The organism is Flavobacterium sp. PL11 (assembly GCF_035985025.1).
Lineage (GTDB): Bacteria > Bacteroidota > Bacteroidia > Flavobacteriales > Flavobacteriaceae > Flavobacterium.
The window spans coordinates 334573-354767 of sequence record NZ_JAXCIA010000001.1 but is presented as its reverse complement, the minus strand read 5'-3'; the positions used below and the strand labels follow the sequence as shown (position 1 = coordinate 354767).

18 protein-coding genes are annotated in these 20195 nt (G+C 32.6%); 7 read left to right on the top strand and 11 right to left on the bottom strand.

All coding sequences use genetic code 11. From position 1 onward, the window contains the following. Nucleotides 1-65: 65 nt before the first annotated feature. The 5 genes from RCH18_RS01385 to RCH18_RS01365 all read right to left on the bottom strand — a co-directional run bounded on the left by RCH18_RS01385 (nucleotide 66) and on the right by RCH18_RS01365 (nucleotide 3668). Nucleotides 66-392 carry a four helix bundle protein gene (locus tag RCH18_RS01385; RefSeq protein WP_326934966.1) on the bottom strand — a complete coding sequence of 109 codons (327 nt, stop codon included), beginning with the start codon at nucleotides 390-392 and terminating at the stop codon, nucleotides 66-68. A 162-nt stretch (nucleotides 393-554) separates the two neighbouring features. Next, complete coding sequence (gmk, locus tag RCH18_RS01380) at nucleotides 555-1130, bottom strand: guanylate kinase (protein ID WP_326934965.1); 576 nt, start codon at nucleotides 1128-1130, stop codon at nucleotides 555-557. 270 nt (nucleotides 1131-1400) lie between these two features. Continuing rightward, nucleotides 1401-2261, bottom strand: a complete 861-nt coding sequence (locus tag RCH18_RS01375; RefSeq protein ID WP_326934964.1) for a YicC/YloC family endoribonuclease — start codon at nucleotides 2259-2261, stop codon at nucleotides 1401-1403. Between the two features lie 170 nt (nucleotides 2262-2431). Further along, nucleotides 2432-3319 (bottom strand): DMT family transporter, encoded by an 888-nt coding sequence (locus RCH18_RS01370; protein WP_326934963.1) that lies wholly within the window; start codon nucleotides 3317-3319, stop codon nucleotides 2432-2434. After that, nucleotides 3312-3668: an arsenate reductase family protein gene (locus tag RCH18_RS01365; RefSeq protein ID WP_326934962.1), complete on the bottom strand. Its 357-nt coding sequence runs from the start codon at nucleotides 3666-3668 to the stop codon at nucleotides 3312-3314. Before RCH18_RS01365 ends, RCH18_RS01370 begins: the two co-directional genes overlap by 8 nt. Nucleotides 3669-3751: 83 nt before the next feature. On the opposite strand from RCH18_RS01365, the gene RCH18_RS01360 reads away from it, so the two are divergent. Beyond that, nucleotides 3752-4207, top strand: coding sequence for a DinB family protein (locus tag RCH18_RS01360; protein ID WP_326934961.1), 456 nt, complete (start codon nucleotides 3752-3754; stop codon nucleotides 4205-4207). A 774-nt stretch (nucleotides 4208-4981) separates the two neighbouring features. On the opposite strand, the gene RCH18_RS01355 is transcribed toward RCH18_RS01360, so the two are convergent. From RCH18_RS01355 to RCH18_RS01335, 5 genes are all read right to left on the bottom strand, one after another. Further along, a complete protein-coding gene (locus RCH18_RS01355) occupies nucleotides 4982-5473 on the bottom strand; it encodes a hypothetical protein (protein WP_326934960.1) in 492 nt (163 codons plus the stop codon). A gap of 404 nt (nucleotides 5474-5877) precedes the next feature. After that, entirely contained in the window at nucleotides 5878-6285 is a 408-nt protein-coding gene (locus RCH18_RS01350; RefSeq protein ID WP_326934959.1) for a hypothetical protein, read from the bottom strand. Between the two features lie 639 nt (nucleotides 6286-6924). Continuing rightward, the gene (locus RCH18_RS01345) at nucleotides 6925-7104 is read right to left on the bottom strand and encodes an RsiV family protein (RefSeq protein WP_326935009.1); all 180 of its coding nucleotides are present in this window, start codon (nucleotides 7102-7104) and stop codon (nucleotides 6925-6927) included. Beyond that, complete coding sequence (locus RCH18_RS01340; protein WP_326934958.1) at nucleotides 7086-7295, bottom strand: hypothetical protein; 210 nt, start codon at nucleotides 7293-7295, stop codon at nucleotides 7086-7088. The genes RCH18_RS01345 and RCH18_RS01340 overlap by 19 nt, the downstream gene beginning before the upstream one ends. Nucleotides 7296-7327: 32 nt before the next feature. Further along, nucleotides 7328-7666 (bottom strand): hypothetical protein, encoded by a 339-nt coding sequence (locus RCH18_RS01335; protein ID WP_326934957.1) that lies wholly within the window; start codon nucleotides 7664-7666, stop codon nucleotides 7328-7330. A 370-nt stretch (nucleotides 7667-8036) separates the two neighbouring features. On the opposite strand from RCH18_RS01335, the gene RCH18_RS01330 reads away from it, so the two are divergent. Then, entirely contained in the window at nucleotides 8037-9182 is a 1146-nt protein-coding gene (locus RCH18_RS01330; protein ID WP_326934956.1) for a cystathionine gamma-synthase, read from the top strand. Between the two features lie 81 nt (nucleotides 9183-9263). On the opposite strand, the gene RCH18_RS01325 is transcribed toward RCH18_RS01330, so the two are convergent. Beyond that, nucleotides 9264-10067, bottom strand: a complete 804-nt coding sequence (locus RCH18_RS01325) for a THC0290_0291 family protein (RefSeq protein ID WP_326934955.1) — start codon at nucleotides 10065-10067, stop codon at nucleotides 9264-9266. 270 nt (nucleotides 10068-10337) lie between these two features. Between RCH18_RS01325 and gdhA (RCH18_RS01320) the strand changes: the two genes are divergently transcribed. The 5 genes from gdhA (RCH18_RS01320) to ileS all read left to right on the top strand — a co-directional run bounded on the left by gdhA (RCH18_RS01320) (nucleotide 10338) and on the right by ileS (nucleotide 20190). Continuing rightward, entirely contained in the window at nucleotides 10338-11681 is a 1344-nt protein-coding gene (gene gdhA, locus RCH18_RS01320; protein WP_326934954.1) for an NADP-specific glutamate dehydrogenase, read from the top strand. 397 nt (nucleotides 11682-12078) lie between these two features. Then, nucleotides 12079-13422 (top strand): NADP-specific glutamate dehydrogenase, encoded by a 1344-nt coding sequence (gene gdhA, locus RCH18_RS01315; protein ID WP_326934953.1) that lies wholly within the window; start codon nucleotides 12079-12081, stop codon nucleotides 13420-13422. Nucleotides 13423-13545: 123 nt separating this feature from the next. After that, nucleotides 13546-15831 carry a type IX secretion system anionic LPS delivery protein PorZ gene (porZ, locus tag RCH18_RS01310; RefSeq protein WP_326934952.1) on the top strand — a complete coding sequence of 762 codons (2286 nt, stop codon included), beginning with the start codon at nucleotides 13546-13548 and terminating at the stop codon, nucleotides 15829-15831. Nucleotides 15832-15866: 35 nt separating this feature from the next. Then, nucleotides 15867-16592 carry a DNA repair protein RecO gene (gene recO / locus RCH18_RS01305; RefSeq protein WP_326934951.1) on the top strand — a complete coding sequence of 242 codons (726 nt, stop codon included), beginning with the start codon at nucleotides 15867-15869 and terminating at the stop codon, nucleotides 16590-16592. A 139-nt stretch (nucleotides 16593-16731) separates the two neighbouring features. Next, a complete protein-coding gene (ileS, locus tag RCH18_RS01300; RefSeq protein WP_326934950.1) occupies nucleotides 16732-20190 on the top strand; it encodes an isoleucine--tRNA ligase in 3459 nt (1152 codons plus the stop codon). The last annotated feature ends 5 nt before the right edge of the window (nucleotides 20191-20195 follow it).

Sequence of the window (20195 nt, the reverse complement as noted above, 5' to 3'; positions counted from 1 at the left end):
CACTTAGTCCGTAGTAAAGAAGCCTCAACTTATTGACTAAGCACTAAGGACTAGTAAACCAAGGACTACTTTAAATTTTTTGAAAAAGCGTTTATCATTTTACCCTCTTTCTCAATTAAATAAAAAATCTCATTTAAAAGATTTTCATCAGATATAAATTTCAATTCTTTAGCAATAATTAATTGAGTTTCAATTTTATTTAGTGATCCCCTTATAATATTTAGAAAATAATTAAACGATTTGTCAGTTTGTCGTCCAAATTCTTCTGCTATGTTTGAAGGAATACTTACGCTAGCTCTTTTTACTTGACTAGTTAGAGCATATATTTCTTCTTTTGGAAAACCTCTTGTTAATTTATAAACAAAATGACAATTTTTATCCCTTTTTGCCAAATTAGTAATTCCTTATACGATTTAACTCCGCTCATAATTAATTTGTTTTTAGAGTAATATAATAGTATTTAAAAGTAATACTTTTTATAAAACCGATCCTAGAAACATCTCACTAAAAAGCTAAAATCTAAATACTAAAAACTAAGGACTAAAAACTATTCTCTAATTAGACACAAAATCCTTCACCAACTGATGCGCTTCTTCCAAAGCAACTTCTAAATCATAATTTTTAATAACAACGTCAAATTGTGGCGCGGTGGCTAGCTCAACAGAAGCTTTTGCAATACGCATGTTGATTTTATCGTCACTTTCAGTGGAACGTTTTTTTAATCTAATCTTTAGTTCATCGATGCTTGGAGGTTTTACAAAAACAGCTAAAGTTTCATTAGGGAATTTACTTTTAATACGCAATCCTCCTGCTACATCAATATCAAAAATTACGTTTTTACCCAGAGCCCAAATGCGTTCTACTTCGCTCTTCAGTGTTCCATAAAAATTATCGCGGTACACTTCTTCCCATTCCAGAAAGTCTTCATTTTTAATGTGCTTTTTAAATTCTTCTGTAGAAATAAAATAATAGTCCTTTCCGTGTATTTCTTCACCTCTGGATTCCCGCGACGCCGCCGAAATTGAAAATTCAAGATTCAAATCCTCTTGTCCTAATAAATGCTTAACGATAGTAGTTTTCCCTGATCCTGATGGTGCCGAAAAAACGATTAATTTTCCTCCTGTGCTCATTCTTGTATTATTTATGCTTTCTGCAAAGTTTTTAAACGCTTTTATTTTGAATTTTTATGATATCCTTCAAGGTTTTCAAAACCTTATAGGGTTGTATTTTATATATTGTAAGGTTTCTAAAACCTTGTAGATCTGTAATTTTTATGATATTCTGCAAGGTTTCTAAAGCCTTTTAGACATTGTTTTTATTAAAATTGTTTTTAGGATTTAATCTTGTGAAACGAACGTAATAAAAAGAGACGCGATAAATCGCGTCTCTACAAGTAAATATTATAATACATTTAAAACTTGTTCTTTTATTTTCTCTAATTCATCTTTCATTTGAACAACTAACTTCTGCATTTGTGCATGATTGGATTTAGAACCCATCGTGTTAATTTCACGTCCCATTTCTTGCGTGATAAAACCTAATTTTCTACCGTTAGCTTCAGTTCCGTTTATTGTTTCAATGAAATAATCTAAATGATTGGTTAGGCGCACTTTTTCTTCAGTGATGTCTAATTTTTCTAAATAGTAAATTAATTCTTGTTCGAATCGGTTTTCGTCAACGTTCACTTTCAGCTCTGAAATTGCTGTTTGCAAACGATCTTTTATCGCTTGAACGCGCTCTGGATCGAGTTCTAGAGCCTCAGTCATATACTGGCGAATATTTCCTATTCGCAATTGAAATTCCTTTTCTAAGGACATGCCCTCATCTTTTCTAAAAGTCAAGATATTTTGCAACGCTTCTTCAATAACGGTTTGAATTTGTACCCAGTCGTTTTCATCAATTTCATCACGTTCTACTTTCATTGTGTCGGGCATTCGCACCGCCATTTTCATCAGTTCCGTTTCGTCAGCATCTGCATAGACCTCCTTTAACTGATTAATGTAAGCTCTTACAATTGGAACATTTACTTTTGTAGAAGTTTGTTCTGCGGTACTTTCAATAAAAATAGAAAAATCGATTTTTCCTCTTTCTAGTTTCAAGGCAATTTGGTTTCGTAATCCTAATTCCATTTCGCGGTACAGCGAAGGCATTCTTACATTTAAATCTAAACCTTTACTATTTAAAGATTTTACTTCTACTGTTATTTTTTTGGTGGGTAATTGCAAAGTCGCTTTCCCAAAACCTGTCATTGATTGTATCATATAATTTTCTAAAAGAGGGCAAAGATAGTAAAAAGTGATCAGTGGTCAGTTTTTAGTGATAGTGTATAGGTTTTATTTGAAACTTAATATGTTAGTCATAACTTAAATTGGAATGTTTTTTATAGTAATAGCGTTTTTATACTCGATTTTTCGTGAAAAGCAGCAATAAATTATTCAACATTCTTTTTCTGTGTGACTAAATAAACGCCACCAAAGATTAAAATAGCAGAAACAATTTTTACTAAACTCAAATCATCTTTTCCTAAACTAATTGCAAATATGGTTGCAAACACTGGTTGCAAATAAATAAAAACAGCAACAGTAGTAGGTTTCAATTCTCTCATTGAAAGTAAATTTAGTAAATAGGTCAAAAAAGTCGAAAATACCACCACAAAAGCTATTTTCCAGCTAATTGCAACAGGAACCATCGCCCAATTTACAGCTTGGAATTGGCTCCAGCCAAAAGGCACAACCATAATAAAACCAAATAAATAAATCCATTTAACAAATGTAAAAGCATTGTATTTATCCATTAACTTCTTGACCGTGATCAGATAAAATCCATACGACACTGCATTTAGCAAAACGAGAAAATTGCCAAGGCCAGCATCAGTTGCGCTCCCAATCGATTTGCCATAAAGAATAAGAAAACCTGTCCCGATTAAACCCAAAATAATCCCAAAAACCATGCGGCTTTTCATTTGCTCTTTCATGATTATTGCCGAAAGTGTCAACACTATCATAGGCGTCGAAACCATAATAACAGCCGCAGAAATAGGGGAAGTCAGACTCAAGCCTTTAAAAAATGTGAGCATATTAAATGCAACACCAAAAAAAGCTGCAGCTATAATTCTAGGAAAATCAGTTAGTGCAATTTTTTCTTTCGGCATAAAAAGCCAAACCAACCAAAATAAAATTACTGATCCACCTACGCGTAAAAATATAAATCCGTAGGCGTCAATATATGTTGGCATGACATCTTTAGCAATCGTAAAGGTCACTCCGTAAATGATGGAGACAAATGTGGCTCCAAATAATGCAAGATTCCGTTTAGACATTTGCAAAAGCGAGCATTACTTGATGCATATTTTGCTGCGTATTACCTATGTAAATTTTGTTTTGGATGATAAAAACCGGCCGACTCAAAAACGTATAATGCTCTAAAATGTATTTCTTGTAGTCCTCTTCAGTCAAAGATTTATTTTTTAAATCCATTGATTTATACAACTGTGCTTTTTTACTAAAAAGTGCTTCATAGCTACCGGATAGTTCCTGCATTTGCTCTAATTCTTCAACGGTTATTGGATCTTGTTTTATATCGTGAAACGTTAAGTTATGATCTTTTGGTAGTGTTTTAATAATTTTTCGGCAAGTGTCGCAAGAAGCGAGGTAATATATTTTATCCATTATAATACTAATTTCTTTGTGCAAAGAAAATTCATTTAACACTGAAAATGATTAATTTTATCAAAAATTTCAAAATCAAAAAAATGAGTTCAACTTTTGACATCACGAGAACAAGCAGAAAAATTGCATCACAAATACTGCAGTCCTATACATTAAATCAGTTAAATAAAATACCCGAAGGATTTAACAATAATATCATTTGGAATATTGGTCACATAATAGTTGTTCAGCAAATGTTGACTTACAATCTATCCGGTTTACCAATGATGATTTCTAACGAAATGGTAGAAAAATATAAAAAAGGAACTAAACCAGAGCATATTGTGCAGCAGGATGAGTTAGATGATATGCAGAGGCTACTTTTAGAAACAATTGACAAAACCCAAACCGATTTTATTGCTGAAACATTCAAGGATTTTCATGATTATCCTACATCAACCGGATTTATAATAAAAAGTGCCAATGAAGCGATGGCATTTAATTATTTTCATGAAGGACTTCACATCGGGATAATGATGAGTATTCGTAAGTTTATTTAGGGGCTTTTCCCGCCATTTGTTTCAATCTCTAGACCAAAACCCTTTTTTTCTAAGTCATAAAAGGAGCTTCCTCAGGTTGCTCTTTTATGTCAAGAAAAAATAGGGTTTTGACCAAGAGGATCGCGGCTAGGGGATAGAACTGGAAGGACGTTTTGTTTTAATCTATAACTTTTACAAAACTGCTTAAAACAGATATAAAACTCTTTTTTTCGTGCAAAAATACCGTTCCGCAAAGTCTATGACTGTAAGCAAGTGCTATTCAGTCTCAGACCGATGTAAAAGGTAGTTTAAAAACTGAAAGTCACATCCTCAAAGTTAAAAACTTTGCGGAGCGGAATCGGAATTCTATTGCTCAATATTGTCATTCTGACGAAGGAAGAATCTTTGTTAGTTGCTCTCATTATAGAGATTCCCCCCAGTGTCGGATGATAAAATTAATCCGACGGTTTCAATACTTATCAACCTGTAGCGAAATGAAATTCTCAAAGGTGGAAACTTTGTGGAGTGGGCGTCAGTTTAAAACTGAAAATCAAATTATCAAGGTTAACAACTATGTGAAGCAGGTTATTTCTGCTCGCGACAGCTGAGGATTCTTAAATTTATTGACTTGACTAATCGTGATTTTAAAAATAAAAAAGCCTATTCTTAATTAGCAGGCTTATTAACTTATTAAAAAAAAATCAAGCACTTGCTTGTTTTTTTATAACCTTTACTTTGTCTGCACAAGCGTGACCCTTGCGGCAGCCTGGGAGATTCATAAGAATGCAGGGCAGACTAAAAGTTATCAGTTATTAATTTTATGTTATTTTTATCTGATTCAGAGCATATTTCAATTTTAAATTTGACAAATGTTTCTGTTAATCCGACTTCGCCAAATTTAATGTAGATATATTTATCGTTAGGATTATAAACTATGTTCTCAAAATATTTGACTATAGCAAATGAAAATTTATTTTTGTATTTAGTTATTTCTTTAGTCAAAATAATTGGTTTTGACAATTGTTTAAAGAAGCTGTCTTTTGTGTAACCAAATATTATCAATGCATCATTCGTAAGATACAAATCACAATTTTTGAATAAATAGCCACGATTATTAATTCCTAAAGTAGTATTGGAGCATTTAGCTTGCTCAATGAATAATTTTAAATTATCATTTAGGCTTTCAATTATTATGTCGTATTCCTTTTCTAATGAATTGTTAGTGTTACGAATAAACAATACTACTAAAGTTAAAAAAATAGAAAAACCTATAATTGGCTCAATCATTAGAAAATATATTTGTTAAATTACTCATTAGTACACCATTTCCCAGTTCCAGTATGAACTTGTAAAAAATTGTATTGAGAGACTACCTTTACATTCAGAGCTGTTAAAGGGCTTGCTTCAAACCCAATATCTACAGATGCGCTTAGTGAATGCCATCCATGTCCTGTATTTCCATCTTTTGAGTATGAATATCCTAAATCAGCACCACCAAATGCTTTAGCTCCTGCCTTAACACCCGCTCTGCGGAGTGTTCTTTATAACAAAACAGTGATTCTCAAGATTGCTGTGCGAATGTCATCGCTCTGCGAAGTGTGCTTCATAACAAAATAGTATTTCTTACTATTGCTGTGCGAATGTCTCCTACTTCGTACCTATTCCAATATTCTATTCCAACTTTATCAAACTCAATATTCATTGTATTTAGTAAAATTATTCAAATTCAACACATCAACAATAGGAATATCTGCTTTTTCAATTTTTAATAATCCAGAATCTGAAACATAATTACTGGCAATAGAATAAATATAATGAGCTGCTTTCTCAACAATACCAGCGCGGACAGGATTGAGATGAATATAATCCAGCTTTGACCACATAAATTTGTTGCTGTAAATTTCTTCTGGATGATTGCCATACTGCCAAAACTGATAATTCTTGTTTCTAGAATGACCGACGGTTGCTAATTTAACACGCTCCAATATCCATTCTCTTCTACTCTGTGGATCTGATTTTATTTTTTCTAAAATTTTTGAAGCTGTGAATTTTTTAAAATCTCGAAGCAAACCAGATAAATCTCCATCGCCAGATTGCATAATAATGTGTATATGATTGCTTATAATGACATATCCCTATAAAACCATAGCCTTTTCTCTTATGCAGAAATTTAAGTATGCTACAACTAAATCTCTGTAGCATGTTTTTATAAAACATCAACCCAATCTACAACGGTTGCCGTTATGAAATGTGGTAAAGTTTGATCTCTTATTTTGAAGCCATCTGACATCGCTTTTTTATCAAATATATCCGTTTTTTTTTATTTCAAATAAGTACTTGTCTATACTGCTATTTGGAATGGGTGCGAAGTCAGAGACATTCGCACAGCAGGCTAGACTTTTAAGAACTTTTAATTTTCTAAGGAACACTTCGGAGAGCTGGGAGTTGTTTTAGCCTTCAGTCACTCCTACAGAAACTCGCTTTTTTATCAAATATAATCGTTTTTTTTATTATAATTAACTGCTTGCGTTTGTTGCATATTGGAATGGGTGCGAAGTCGGAGACATTCGCACAGCAGCCTAGACTTTTAAGAACTTTTATTTTAAAGAACACTTCGCGCAGCTGGAGCTTGGGGAATCTGTGTTAGTTGCTCTCATTATAGAGATTCCCCCTGTGTCGCTTGATAAAATTAATCCGACGGTTTCACTATTTGTTAGGATTTAGAAAACTGATATAAATTATTTCAAATTCAAAAATTCATTCACTTCAGTGTAAGGAAATAGCATTTCCGTTGCGCCATCGGCATAAGAGGCAATTTCGTAAATATTGTAGTACAGAAGTAAACCAGTGTCAGTGAAGAAAATATTTTGTGGCAGTTGGAATCTTTCGTTCTCAAACATTAAACCGCCTGAATTAATCTCTTTATGAGCAGGAATATTATATTGAGCTCTAAATTTTTTTTCGCAAAAGCCTTAAAAACATCTTGATCTACAAATAACTCATTATTAGAAATTGATTTTCCTGTGTTAGTATTAAATAGTAAAGAACGCTGCCCTTGATAACCATGAGCACCACCGGTAAATGTATAATGATCAATTTTTATATTCATAATATTCGCTGATTGATACGTAACACTACCTTTTATCTCTCCTTCCCAACCAAATTTATCGTTTGGGAATTCTTTTTTAGTTTTTCATAAGAATCAATAAAAGAGGATAATAAACTAGTGTAATCTTTTGAGGTATATGGCTTTTCGCCAAAGTAAATGATCTGCTTTAAAACTAAAAACACTTTCTTATTGATACTATCTGCTACAATAGGAATTCCATTAGCAATAGGAATTTTGACCGTTATTGAAGGGCAATTATCAGTACAGTTTAGATTTGATTTTTTTTGATAGTATTGTTCTTCAAAAACCAATTCATTGGAACATTGTGCTACTGAAAAAAGAAGCAAACTAAGCATTACAGCGTATTTCATTAAAAAAATGTTAATTAAAAACAAAGGTACTTAGTTGTTTCTTGCTTACAGAAAATAAAAAGTAAATTTGCAAAAGATATCAAGTAAGCAACTAGAAGAAAATAAATGCCGTTTATTTTAACATATAAGTCATATTAGCTATAAATATAATCTTTAATCATCTAGAGAAAGCATTCTATTAAATGGTAATTGTGTTTTTTCAAATTAAAAGCATATAAGTAATTAAGCGACGACAGTTATATGCCATAATAATTGTTTATATCACTTATAAAAGTATTGTTTGTGAGAATGCAATTAAAAATTTGAGTGGGTAAATAAATCACAAACTATTCAAAAGTAGTTACGACGTTAAAAAATAAATTTTAAATATATGAAATTCAATACTAAAGTTATTCACGGTGGGCAACATCACGACCCAAGCACAGGTGCTGTTATGCCACCTGTTTATCAAACATCAACATTTATACAAACAAGTCCTGGGCAGCCTTTAAATCCAGATTACGAATACAGTAGAGCTGCAAATCCTACTCGAACTGCTCTTGAAAATGCATTAGCAAGTATAGAGAATGGAACTCGTGGTTTAGCTTTTTCATCAGGTTTAGCAGCAACTGACTGCGTGTTGCGTTCTTTCAAAGCAGGCGATGAAATTATTGCCATGGATGATTTATACGGTGGAACTTATAGAATGTTCACACGTATCTACAAAGATTCAGGCATAAAATTTCATTTTGTTGATATGAATGATTTAGAAAAATTTAAATCGTTAATCAATGAAAACACCAAATTAGTTTGGGTAGAAACGCCAACAAATCCTTTGATGAAATTGGCCGATATTCAGGAAATTGCTAAAATCACAAAAGCGAAAAAAATCCTTTTTGCGGTAGACAATACGTTTGCAACTCCATATTTGCAAAAACCACTAGATTTAGGAGCTGATATTGTAATGCACTCGGCAACAAAATATCTTGGAGGACATTCTGATGTTATTGCTGGTGCACTTGTTGTAAAAGACGAAGCTCTTGGCGAGCAGTTGCATTTTCAGCAGTTTGCAACAGGAGCAACACTTGGACCAATGGACAGTTTTCTTGTTTTAAGAGGAATAAAAACATTGCACTTGAGAGTTCAAAGACATTGCGAAAATGGAGGAAAAGTAGTTGAATTTTTAAACAATCATCCTAAAGTTAAAACCGTTTATTATCCAGGACTACCAAGCCATCCGTATCACGAAATTGCTAAAAAACAAATGAGTGGTTTTGGAGGAATGGTCTCTTTTACTTTTATTTCAGGTAAAAAAGAAGATGCCATTGACTTTCTAGAAAAAGTAAAAGTTTTTACACTTGCGGAATCTTTAGGTGGAGTGGAATCATTAGCAAATCATCCTGCATTGATGACACATGCATCAATTCCTGAAGAAAAGCGAAAAGAAATAGGAATTACAGATGATCTAGTTCGATTAAGTGTAGGTATTGAAGATGCTGAGGATTTAATTGAGGATTTAAAACAAGCATTAGCATAAGTATAAATTATCATTAAGTAAAAACTCCAATTTAAAATTTTGAATTGGAGTTTTTACTTTTATAAAAGACTTAAATACACATTATAGGTAATAAATATAACCAAGATTAATCCAAATCAACCCATCGTTAGCTTTATTCTCTGGATATAATTCGGGATTTGGGTTTAAACCATCGACCCAATTTGAAAAAAAATATTGAAATCGCAGATCAATCATTAAGTCTGAAAGTGGTGCAAGTTTATATCGTACGCCTACATTTGACACTAAAGACCAAACGTTTTTACCTTCGGTCGAAAATCCGAAAGTTCGCCCATCACTGGGGGTTAAATATTTTGGAATAGTTGTTAATTTAGTTCCTAATGGACCCAAAGAAGAAGAGGCTTTAGAAGTGTAAAAACTAAATTGCGTACCAAAACCTATAAATGGTATTAAACTACCCACACTAACACTAAAATCACGAATACTCAATGGAAAATATTCTAATTGAACTCCAAGATTAGTTAGCGCAGTGCTTCCTCTCATTGCTTTTAATTGTCGGCTAGTAAGTGAATTTTTATTTGAGGAAACCCATTTTCCAAAATGTTGTAATTCCGTTTTATTATAGGACAGCTCTGATCGTACTTTAAAATGATCATTAAAATAAGTGTTGTTAGTGTAACAATTACAATCAGTTGTGTAGGAGAAATTTAAGTAGTGTATTATTCCAATCCCTAATCCTGTATTTCCAGCGGTTGTAGCTAAATTGCTGCGTTGTCCATAGTCGGACTGGAATGTTATGGGCCCTGCAATAATTCCTATCTCTTGTGAAAAACCATTAAATTGTGCTTTAACGGTAGAAAAAGATCCAAACAATAGTATTAAACAATATAAAAGTTGCTTTATCATTTGTCAATAAAATTTTGGAATACTAACAAATATATAAAACAAGATTTGATTTTTAATATTTAAAAATTAAAAAGTAGGATAGAGTCTATTTTCTTTATGAAAAAATGAATCATTTGTTATATTAATGTTATAAAAAAACATAATTCATTGTGAATCTTTGTTAAAAAGATAATTCTATAGGTAATAATAAAACCGAGTGTAAATATTTTTATTATGATGTATATTTGTCATACAATACGAAATCGTTTTCTTAATTTAATATTATAGTTTATGTTACCAAAAATAGATGAATTTATGGCTCAGGTTGAAGCCAAGAATCCGAATGAACCTGAATTCATTCAAGCAGTTAGAGAGTTTGCTGAAACAGTAATCCCATTTATTGCGACACAAAAAAAATATGACGGAAAGAATCTACTTTTACGAATGGCTGAGCCAGAACGTTCTATTATTTTTCGCGTTCCGTGGGTAGATGATCAAGGAGGAATTCAGGTAAATAGAGGCTTTAGAATTCAGATGAATTCAGCTATTGGACCTTACAAGGGAGGAATTCGTTTTCATCATACGGTAAACTTATCGGTACTGAAATTCTTAGCTTTTGAACAAGTTTTTAAAAATAGTTTAACAACACTTCCAATGGGTGGTGGAAAAGGAGGATCTGATTTTGATCCTCAAGGCAAATCGGATGGTGAAGTGATGCGTTTTTGCCAATCTTATATGACTGAATTATGTAGACATATAGGACCACAATTAGATGTGCCTGCTGGTGACATAGGTGTTGGAGCTAGAGAAATAGGATATTTATTTGGACAATATAAAAGAATACGAAATGAATTTACAGGTGTTTTAACGGGTAAAGGATTGGCTTATGGAGGTTCATTAATTCGTCCAGAAGCAACAGGTTACGGCGTCGTATATTTCACAGAACAAATGTTGCAAACTATTGGAGAAACCATCAAAGGTAAAAGAGTTGCAATTTCAGGATTTGGTAATGTAGCTTGGGGCGTGGCCCTAAAAGTGAATGACCTTGGTGGAAAATTGGTGACAATTTCTGGACCTGATGGATATATTTATGATGAAGAAGGTATATCAGGAGAGAAAATCGACTTTATGGTTGATATGAGAGCTAGAGGAGATAATAAAGTAGAATCCTATTTAGAAAAGTTTCCTAATGCGGTTTTCCATAAAGGTAGAAGTGTGTGGGAGGTAAAAGTTGATGTGGCAATTCCATGTGCTACTCAAAACGAGTTATTGGAAGAAGATGCTAAAAAATTAATTGCTAATGGTGTAATGTGCGTTACCGAAGCAGCTAATATGCCAAGTACTTTAGGGGCTATTAAAGAATTTTTAAATGCGAAAGTCCTTTTTGCTCCCGGTAAAGCAGCTAATGCTGGTGGAGTAGCAGCGTCTGGATTAGAGATGACACAAAACTCAATACGTTTGAATTGGACTAGTGAAGAGGTAGATTCTAGATTAAAAGAAATTATGGTAGGAATTCATAATCAATGTAAAAAATATGGTGCTGATGGGGAAGGATATGTAAATTATGTAAAAGGAGCAAATATTGCTGGTTTTGTAAAAGTTGCTGATGCCATGCTTGCACAAGGTGTAGTATAAAATATTTTAATTTTCAATTGAAAACCTTCTGTCATTTATGGCAGAAGGTTTTTTTATTTAAGATCACCTTTTAGTCTAAAAGAATCACTTTTAGATCTTTTTTAAAATAACAATCACTATTTCGTAGATAAAATTACTTTAATGCTATTGAATTTTAGAAATTTATATATGTATTTTCCTAATTTTATTAAATTTTATTAAACTTGTAATTTTGTTTTATTACGGAATTCACAAAATTCACTAATTCATTGTTGCTTACCAATAAATTTGAATAGTGATATTTCACTAATACAGAATTCTTAAGCTAAAATTAAAATAAGTTTTGAGAGTTTTCATTGTGCCATATCTTTGTAAAACTAAGAAATGAGTTTACAAAACATATATAATCCATACTCCCATGTCACAAAGTATCACTAATTTTATTGATGAGGTTACTAAAAACAATCCAAATGAACCTGAGTTTATGCAATCAGTTATTGAAGTTGCAGAAGCTGTGATTCCATTTATCGAGAACAATAAGAAATATCAAAACAAAATGCTTTTAGAGCGAATGGTCGAGGCAGAGCGTATTGTTATTTTCAGGGTGCCATGGATTGATGATAGTGGAAAGACACAAGTAAATAGAGGATATCGCATTCAAATGAATTCTGCTATTGGTCCGTATAAAGGAGGAATTCGTTTTCATCCTTCAGTCAATTTAAGTATTTTGAAATTTTTAGCCTTTGAGCAAACTTTTAAAAATAGCTTAACTACGTTGCCGATGGGTGGTGGAAAAGGAGGCGCTAACTTTGATCCAAAAGGGAAATCAGATATTGAAGTAATGCGTTTTTGCCAAAGTTTTATGAATGAATTATGCAGACATATAGGTCCAGATACTGATGTTCCTGCTGGTGATATTGGCGTTGGCGCTAGGGAAGTGGGCTATATGTTTGGTCAATATAAAAAAATCAAAAATGAATTTACAGGAGTTTTAACAGGTAAGGGAATTTCCTTTGGTGGTTCCTTGATTAGACCGCAATCTACGGGTTATGGTACTGTTTATTTTGCACAAAGTATGCTAGCCACAAAAGGAGATAACTTTAAAGGTAAAATAGTGGTGATTTCTGGATCAGGAAATGTAGCGCAATATGCAACTGAAAAAGTAAATGAATTAGGTGGCAAGGTAGTAGCGCTATCAGATTCTTTAGGTTATGTTTATGATGGTGATGGATTTGATTCAGAAAAATTAGCACATGTTATGGAACTTAAAAATGAATTAAGAGGCACCATTCAAGATTATGTCACTAAATATCCAAATGCTACTTATATAGTTGGAGCTCGTCCATGGGGCGTAAAATGTGATATTGCTTTACCTTGTGCAACTCAAAACGAATTAGATGCTGAAGATGCTAAAGCTTTAATTGCTAATGGTTGTATTTGTGTTGCCGAAGGTGCTAATATGCCATCTACACCTCAAGCTGTTCTGGTTTTTCAAAATGCTAAAATATTATATGCTCCAGGTAAAGCCTCAAATGCTGGCGGTGTTACTACTTCAGGTCTTGAAATGTCTCAAAATTCACTGCGATTAAAATGGACTTTTGAAAAAGTAGACGATAGATTAAAAGAAATTATGACTGACATACATAGTTCATGTATGAAATATGGTATGGATGAAACAGGTCATGTTGATTATGTAAAAGGTGCAAATATTGCAGGATTTGTTAAAGTAGCAGATGCAATGCTAGCTCAAGGTGTAGTGTAATTATATGTATTAGAATTTAAAATGCCTTTCTAAAGAACTTCTTATTGAAAGGCATTTTTTTTTGTAACAAAATGATAAGAAATTCGTTTGTTCTATATTTGTATTTTAATGTCACTATACATAATGAAAAATCTTATTTTTTATCTCTCATTTCTGCTCTTTATCCAACTGGGATTTGCACAAGAAAAACAATTATGGCAGGGTTACTTTTCTTTTAATGAGATTAAAGGGCTAACAGAATCTTCAAATACTGTATTTGCCGCATCTGAAAATGCATTATTTTCAAAGAATCTTGATACAAATTTAATTAAAACAACAAATACTATTGACGGACTTTCAGGTCAAACTATTTCTGCAATATATCATAGTAAAAAATTGAATAAAACTATTGTGGGCCACGAAAACGGATTACTAATAATCATTAATGAGGCTGATGGAAAAATAGCAAATGTTGTTGATATTATTAGTAAGCAACTACCAGCTGAAATCAAGAAAATAAATCACTTTATGGAATTTGGAGATATAATCTATATCTCGTGTGATTTTGGTATTGTTCAGTTCAATTTAAAAACTATGCTTTTTGGCGATAGCTATTATATAGGTGATAATGGTGCAGAAATTAAGGTGATGCAAACGACATTGTTTGAAGGTTTTATTTATGCAGCTACTAATAATGGAATAAGAAAGGCAGCTATTACCAATGAAAATTTAAATGATTTTAAACAATGGACAACTGTTCTTTTAGGAAATTGGTCTAGTATAGCAACCTTTACATCTAATTTATATGCTATTAATTCTACAGGGAATATATATAAATTTATTGTGGGTTCTAATACTTTTAATACCTATAATCAACTTCCTCAATCAATAGTAGATAGTAAAGCTACAGCAACATATTTTATAATAACGACTACTTCTAGCGTTTATATTTATGATAATCAAATGTTTTTGACTCGCCAAATTAATGCAGCTCAAATTCCCGAAATAAATGCTACTTTCAGCTTTGCTACCGTAATTGGGAATTCTATATTTATTGGTACAAAAGAAAATGGAATGTTAAGTACATCACTTTCTTTAGGTGGAAATTTTGAAAATAGCACTCCCAATGGACCCTTAAGAAATAATGTTTTTGCGCTTCAATCTTCAGCTGCTGCACTGTGGGCAGTGTATGGTTTTTTCCCAGGAAATTATAATCCTTATCCTTTAGATAGTTATGGAATAAGTAAATTTACTGATAAAGGATGGTTGAATATTCCTTATCAAAAATTGTTTGGTGCCAAAGATTTATCTAATATCGCCATTAATCCTCAAGATAATGATGAAGTCTATATATCTTCTTTTTATTCAGGTTTACTAAAAGTAGTAAAGGATGTTCCCACTCAATTATTAACACCACAAAATACGGGGCCAAACGGTCTTGAAAACATCGAAATCGCTAATAACCCTAACGATATCCGTGTTAATAACCCTGTCTTTGATGCAGCAGGTAATTTGTGGACTACTAATAGTTTAGTTAAAAAAGCACTTAAAGTGCTCAGAACTAATGGACAATGGCAAAGTTATTCCTTAGTATCAGTCCTGCCTGATTTAACCTCTTTTGGTGGTTTAGTTATTGATAAAAATAACATTAAATGGATTGCATCCAGAAGAGGAGTAATTGGGTTTGACGAAAAAGGAGGGATTCTAAAACTAATTTCCGAAGGTAGTGAAATTGGAAATTTACCTTCGCGTGATGTGCGATCTATTGCTATTGACAATAGAAATCAACTCTGGATTGGTACTAATAAAGGATTACGCGTGTTACCTAATGTAAGTAGTTATCAAACAGAGGGTCAACTAACTACTAATCCGATTATCATTATGGACGATAATTTGCCACAAGAATTATTATATGAACAATTTATTACCGATATTGCTGTAGATGGAGCAAATAATAAATGGATTGGTACCGCTGACTCTGGATTATTTTTACTGTCTCCAAATGGTCAAGAAACTAAATATCATTTTACAATCAATAATTCACCATTGCCTAGTAATATTATAAATGATATTGATATCAATAGCATTACCGGAGAGGTTTTTATAGCGACTTCAAAAGGGTTAGTTTCATTTAAAGGAACAGCAACATCTGCAAACGAGGATTTAAATAATGTATATGTATACCCAAATCCAGTACGACCAGAATATCAAGGCACCGTGAAAATTACTGGTTTACTCGATAAAGCAACTATTAAAATCGCTGATATAGCGGGGAATTTAGTATATGAAAACACTGCCGAAGGAGGAACGATAGAATGGGACACAACTGCTTTTGGTAATTATAAAGTAGCTTCAGGAGTATATATGATTTTTATTTCTGCTCAAGATGGAGTGGAAACTAAAGTCAAAAAAGTGATGATAATTCGATAAAAATTTTAAATAATTAAAATTCCAAATTCCTAAAAGTGCAAGTTAAAACTAAAGCTATCGTTATTTCATCTCTAAAATTTCAAGATAAAGGTTTGATTGTACGATGTTTTACATTGTCTCATGGTTTAAAATCTTATTTGGTGAGAGACGCTTTTTCTTCTAAAAAATCAGCGCGAAGATCAGGAAATAAAATTGCTTATTTTCAGCCACTGACGATACTTGAGATAGAAGCCGTTCATAAAAACAAAGGTACTTTAGAAAATTTTAAAGAGGTAAAAATTGCATCCGCTTTTCATTCAATTCACTATGATATTTATAAAAGTACCATTGTGATGTTTATTTCTGAAATTTTACACCATTCTATTCGTGAAGAAGAAAGTAATGAGCAATTATTTACTTTTTTAGAAGCAGCTTTAAACTGGTTAGACAATCATGATGAGATTGCTAATTTTCATTTGATTTTAATGTTAGAAACTACTAAATATTTAGGTTTTTATCCTGATATTTCAGATATCGATTTGCCTTTTTTCGAAATGATTGAAGGTGTTTTCACTCCATTTCACGCCATTAGTTCGCTTACTGAACATGAAACAAATCTATTTAAAAAACTAATTGATCTTAGATTTGATAATAGTAAGAAAGTATTTCATGTATTAGAGAGGCAAATAGTTTTAAAAATTTTAATTGATTATTACAGTTTTCACCTAGACGGTTTTAAAAAACCTAAATCTATAGATGTTTTGAAAGAGGTTTTTTCGTGAGGCGTAAATCGTGATTCGTGATGCGTGATTCGTTAATCGGGAGGCGTAATTCATAACTCATAATTCACAACTCATAATTCATAACTCATAATTCATAACTATTTCTTACTTTCGCACCACGATTTAAGAAAAGGATAAAATGAGCACAAAATTTACTGAATACAAAGGACTTGACTTACCAACAGTAGCGTCAGAAGTACTTGATTTTTGGAAGAAGGAAAACATATTTGAAAAGAGTGTAACTACACGTGAAGGCAGTCAACCATTCGTTTTTTTTGAAGGACCGCCTTCGGCTAATGGTTTGCCAGGAATTCACCATGTAATGGCACGTGCGATTAAAGATATTTTTTGTAGATACAAAACACAAAAGGGATTCCAAGTAAAGCGTAAAGCAGGCTGGGATACTCACGGTTTGCCTGTAGAATTAGGAACTGAAAAGGAATTAGGAATTACAAAAGAAGATATTGGAAAAACCATTTCAATAGAGGAGTATAACGAAGCGTGTAAAAAAACCGTGATGCGTTATACTGATGTGTGGAATGATTTGACTGAAAAAATGGGATATTGGGTAGATATGGAAGATCCGTATGTGACTTATAAATCCAAATACATGGAATCGGTTTGGTGGCTTTTAAAACAAATTTACAATAAGGATTTGATGTACAAAGGCTATACTATACAGCCTTATTCACCAAAAGCTGGAACAGGATTGTCATCCCATGAGGTTAATCAGCCAGGTAGTTATAAAGATATCACAGATACTACGGTGGTAGCGCAGTTCAAAGTCATTGATTCGCAAAAAGAATTAGTTTTTGCTAAGTTTTATGATTATATCAGTTCAAATAACTTATTGCATTATAAATTAGAAGCACTAGATTTAGATGAGATTTTCATCCTAGCTTGGACTACAACTCCTTGGACACTGCCAAGTAATACGGCATTGACTGTAGGTCCAAAAATTGAATATGCTCTAGTAAAAACATTCAATCAATATACATTTCGTCCTTCGACTGTAATTTTGGCAAAAAACTTAGTTGGAAAACAATTTGGAAAAGGTTTTTTTGAAAGCACCGAATCTGCTGATTTTGAGAATTTTCAAGAAGGAGATAAAAAAATTCCATTTAAAGTCCTTGCAGAATGTAAAGGTGCTGATTTAGTCAATATCAGCTATGAACAATTAATGCCATTAGTTTTACCTTATCAAAACGCCAAAAATGCCTTTAGAGTAATTGCAGGTGATTTTGTTACTACTGAAGATGGAACTGGAATAGTTCATACTTCGCCCACTTTTGGAGCCGATGATGCTAAAGTAGCCAAAGAAGCTACACCAGAAATTCCACCAATGCTAGTTTTAGATGACAATGGAACTCCAGTTCCATTAGTAGATTTGCAAGGAAGATTTGTGCAAGGTCTTGGAAATTTATCGGGGAAATATGTTAAAAACGAATATTATAATGAAGGCGACGCACCAGAAAGATCTGTAGATGTAGAAATTGCTATTCAATTAAAAGAAGAAAACAAAGCATTTAAAGTCGAGAAATATGTACACAGTTATCCACATTGCTGGCGAACTGACAAGCCTATTTTATATTATCCTTTAGATTCTTGGTTTATAAAAATTTCAGAAGTTAAGCATAGAATGTTCGACTTGAACGAAACTATCAACTGGAAGCCAAAAGCAACGGGAGAAGGACGTTTTGGTAATTGGTTAAAAAATGCCAACGATTGGAATTTATCACGTTCAAGGTTTTGGGGAATTCCATTGCCGATATGGAGAACGGAAGACAAACAAGAAGAAATTTTAATAGGATCTATCGAAGAATTATATAACGAAATAGAAAAATCTATTGCTGCTGGTTTCCAAAAGGAAAATCCTTTTAAAGGTTTTGAAATTGGGAATATGGCTGAATCTAATTATGATTTAGTTGACTTACATAAAAATGTAGTCGATCAAATTACTTTAATTTCTGCTTCTGGTAAGCCTATGACTCGTGAAGCTGATTTGATTGATGTTTGGTTTGATTCGGGTTCGATGCCTTATGCACAGTGGCATTATCCTTTTGAAAACAAGGATAAAATTGACCAAAATAAAGATTTTCCAGCTGATTTTATCGCTGAAGGAGTGGATCAAACACGTGGTTGGTTTTACACCTTGCATGCAATAGCGACTTTAGTTTTTGATAAAGTGGCTTATAAAAATGTAGTTTCTAATGGTTTGGTTTTAGACAAAAATGGACAGAAAATGTCTAAACGTTTAGGAAATGCCGCTGATCCGTTTGAAACACTAAAAGAGTATGGTCCAGATGCAACGCGATGGTATATGATTTCCAATGCAAATCCTTGGGACAACTTAAAGTTTGACTTAGAAGGAATAGCTGAGGTGCGTCGTAAATTCTTTGGAACACTTTATAACACCTATTCTTTCTTTAGTTTGTATGCTAATATCGATGGTTTTAAATATGAAGAAGCTGAAGTTCCTTTAAATGAAAGACCTGAAATTGATCAATGGATTATTTCAGAATTGAATACGTTGATAAAAGAAGTTGATAGTTTTTATGCTGATTATGAGCCCACAAAAGCAGCACGTGCGATATCAGAATTTGTTCAAGAAAACTTGAGTAACTGGTACGTTCGTTTATGTCGTCGTCGTTTTTGGAAAGGGGAATATGCACAAGATAAAATCGCCGCTTACCAAACTTTATATACATGTTTGTTAACCATTAGTAAACTTGGAGCTCCCATTGCACCTTTCTTTATGGATAAGTTATACAGAGATTTAACTTTAGCAACGCATTCAGAAGAATTTAGCAGTGTACATTTGGCCGAATTTCCAATTCATAATGAAAATTTTGTAGATAAATCATTGGAGAGTAAAATGCAAAAGGCACAGATTATTTCATCATTAGTTTTATCACTTCGAAAAAAAGAAATGATAAAGGTACGTCAGCCTCTACAAAAGATAATGATTCCAGTACTTGACGAGAATCAGAGAATAGAAATTGAAGCAGTATCCGATTTAATTAAAGCAGAGGTAAATGTAAAAGAGATCGTCCTTTTAGATGATGCTTCTGGGATTTTAGTCAAACAAATAAAACCTAATTTTAAAGTCCTTGGACCCCGTTTCGGAAAAGATATAGGACTGGTTTCTAAGGAGATACAAAATTTATCAAAAGAACAGTTAAATCAGTTTGATAAGAAAGGAAGTTTAGAGATTGTTATTGCAGAAAATAATGTATTTTTAACGCTAGAAGATGTAGAAATTACATCACAAGATATAGAGGGTTGGCTTGTCGCTAACGCCAATGGTATAACGGTTGCCCTTGATATTACTTTGACGGAAGAGTTGAAATATGAAGGAATTGCAAGAGAATTAGTAAACAGAATTCAAAATATTCGTAAAGATTCTGGATTTGAAGTTACTGATAAAATCAAAGTGCAATTAAAGAGAAATGGAATTTTAGAAACAGCGATTCTTCAAAATGAAAACTATATTAAATCAGAAACATTAACTAATGAATTAGTTTTTATTGATGAACTTGAAAATGGAACCGAAATTGAATTTGACGAAATAAAAACAAGGATATTAATTTCTAAATAATATAA

Bases quoted from the DNA above. Each gene is read 5' to 3' on its own strand.
- porZ (WP_326934952.1), top strand. From the start codon at position 13,546: ATGAAAAATCTTATTTTTTATCTCTCATTTCTGCTCTTTATCCAACTG.
- RCH18_RS01325 (WP_326934955.1), bottom strand. From the start codon at position 10,067: ATGATAAAGCAACTTTTATATTGTTTAATACTATTGTTTGGATCTTTT.
- gdhA (WP_326934954.1), top strand. From the start codon at position 10,338: ATGTTACCAAAAATAGATGAATTTATGGCTCAGGTTGAAGCCAAGAAT.
- RCH18_RS01365 (WP_326934962.1), bottom strand. From the start codon at position 3,668: ATGGATAAAATATATTACCTCGCTTCTTGCGACACTTGCCGAAAAATT.
- gmk (WP_326934965.1), bottom strand. From the start codon at position 1,130: ATGAGCACAGGAGGAAAATTAATCGTTTTTTCGGCACCATCAGGATCA.
- RCH18_RS01355 (WP_326934960.1), bottom strand. From the start codon at position 5,473: ATGATTGAGCCAATTATAGGTTTTTCTATTTTTTTAACTTTAGTAGTA.
- RCH18_RS01340 (WP_326934958.1), bottom strand. From the start codon at position 7,295: ATGAATATAAAAATTGATCATTATACATTTACCGGTGGTGCTCATGGT.
- ileS (WP_326934950.1), top strand. From the start codon at position 16,732: ATGAGCACAAAATTTACTGAATACAAAGGACTTGACTTACCAACAGTA.
- RCH18_RS01330 (WP_326934956.1), top strand. From the start codon at position 8,037: ATGAAATTCAATACTAAAGTTATTCACGGTGGGCAACATCACGACCCA.
- RCH18_RS01375 (WP_326934964.1), bottom strand. From the start codon at position 2,261: ATGATACAATCAATGACAGGTTTTGGGAAAGCGACTTTGCAATTACCC.
- RCH18_RS01335 (WP_326934957.1), bottom strand. From the start codon at position 7,666: ATGAAATACGCTGTAATGCTTAGTTTGCTTCTTTTTTCAGTAGCACAA.
- RCH18_RS01370 (WP_326934963.1), bottom strand. From the start codon at position 3,319: ATGTCTAAACGGAATCTTGCATTATTTGGAGCCACATTTGTCTCCATC.
- RCH18_RS01350 (WP_326934959.1), bottom strand. From the start codon at position 6,285: ATGCAATCTGGCGATGGAGATTTATCTGGTTTGCTTCGAGATTTTAAA.
- gdhA (WP_326934953.1), top strand. From the start codon at position 12,079: ATGTCACAAAGTATCACTAATTTTATTGATGAGGTTACTAAAAACAAT.
- RCH18_RS01360 (WP_326934961.1), top strand. From the start codon at position 3,752: ATGAGTTCAACTTTTGACATCACGAGAACAAGCAGAAAAATTGCATCA.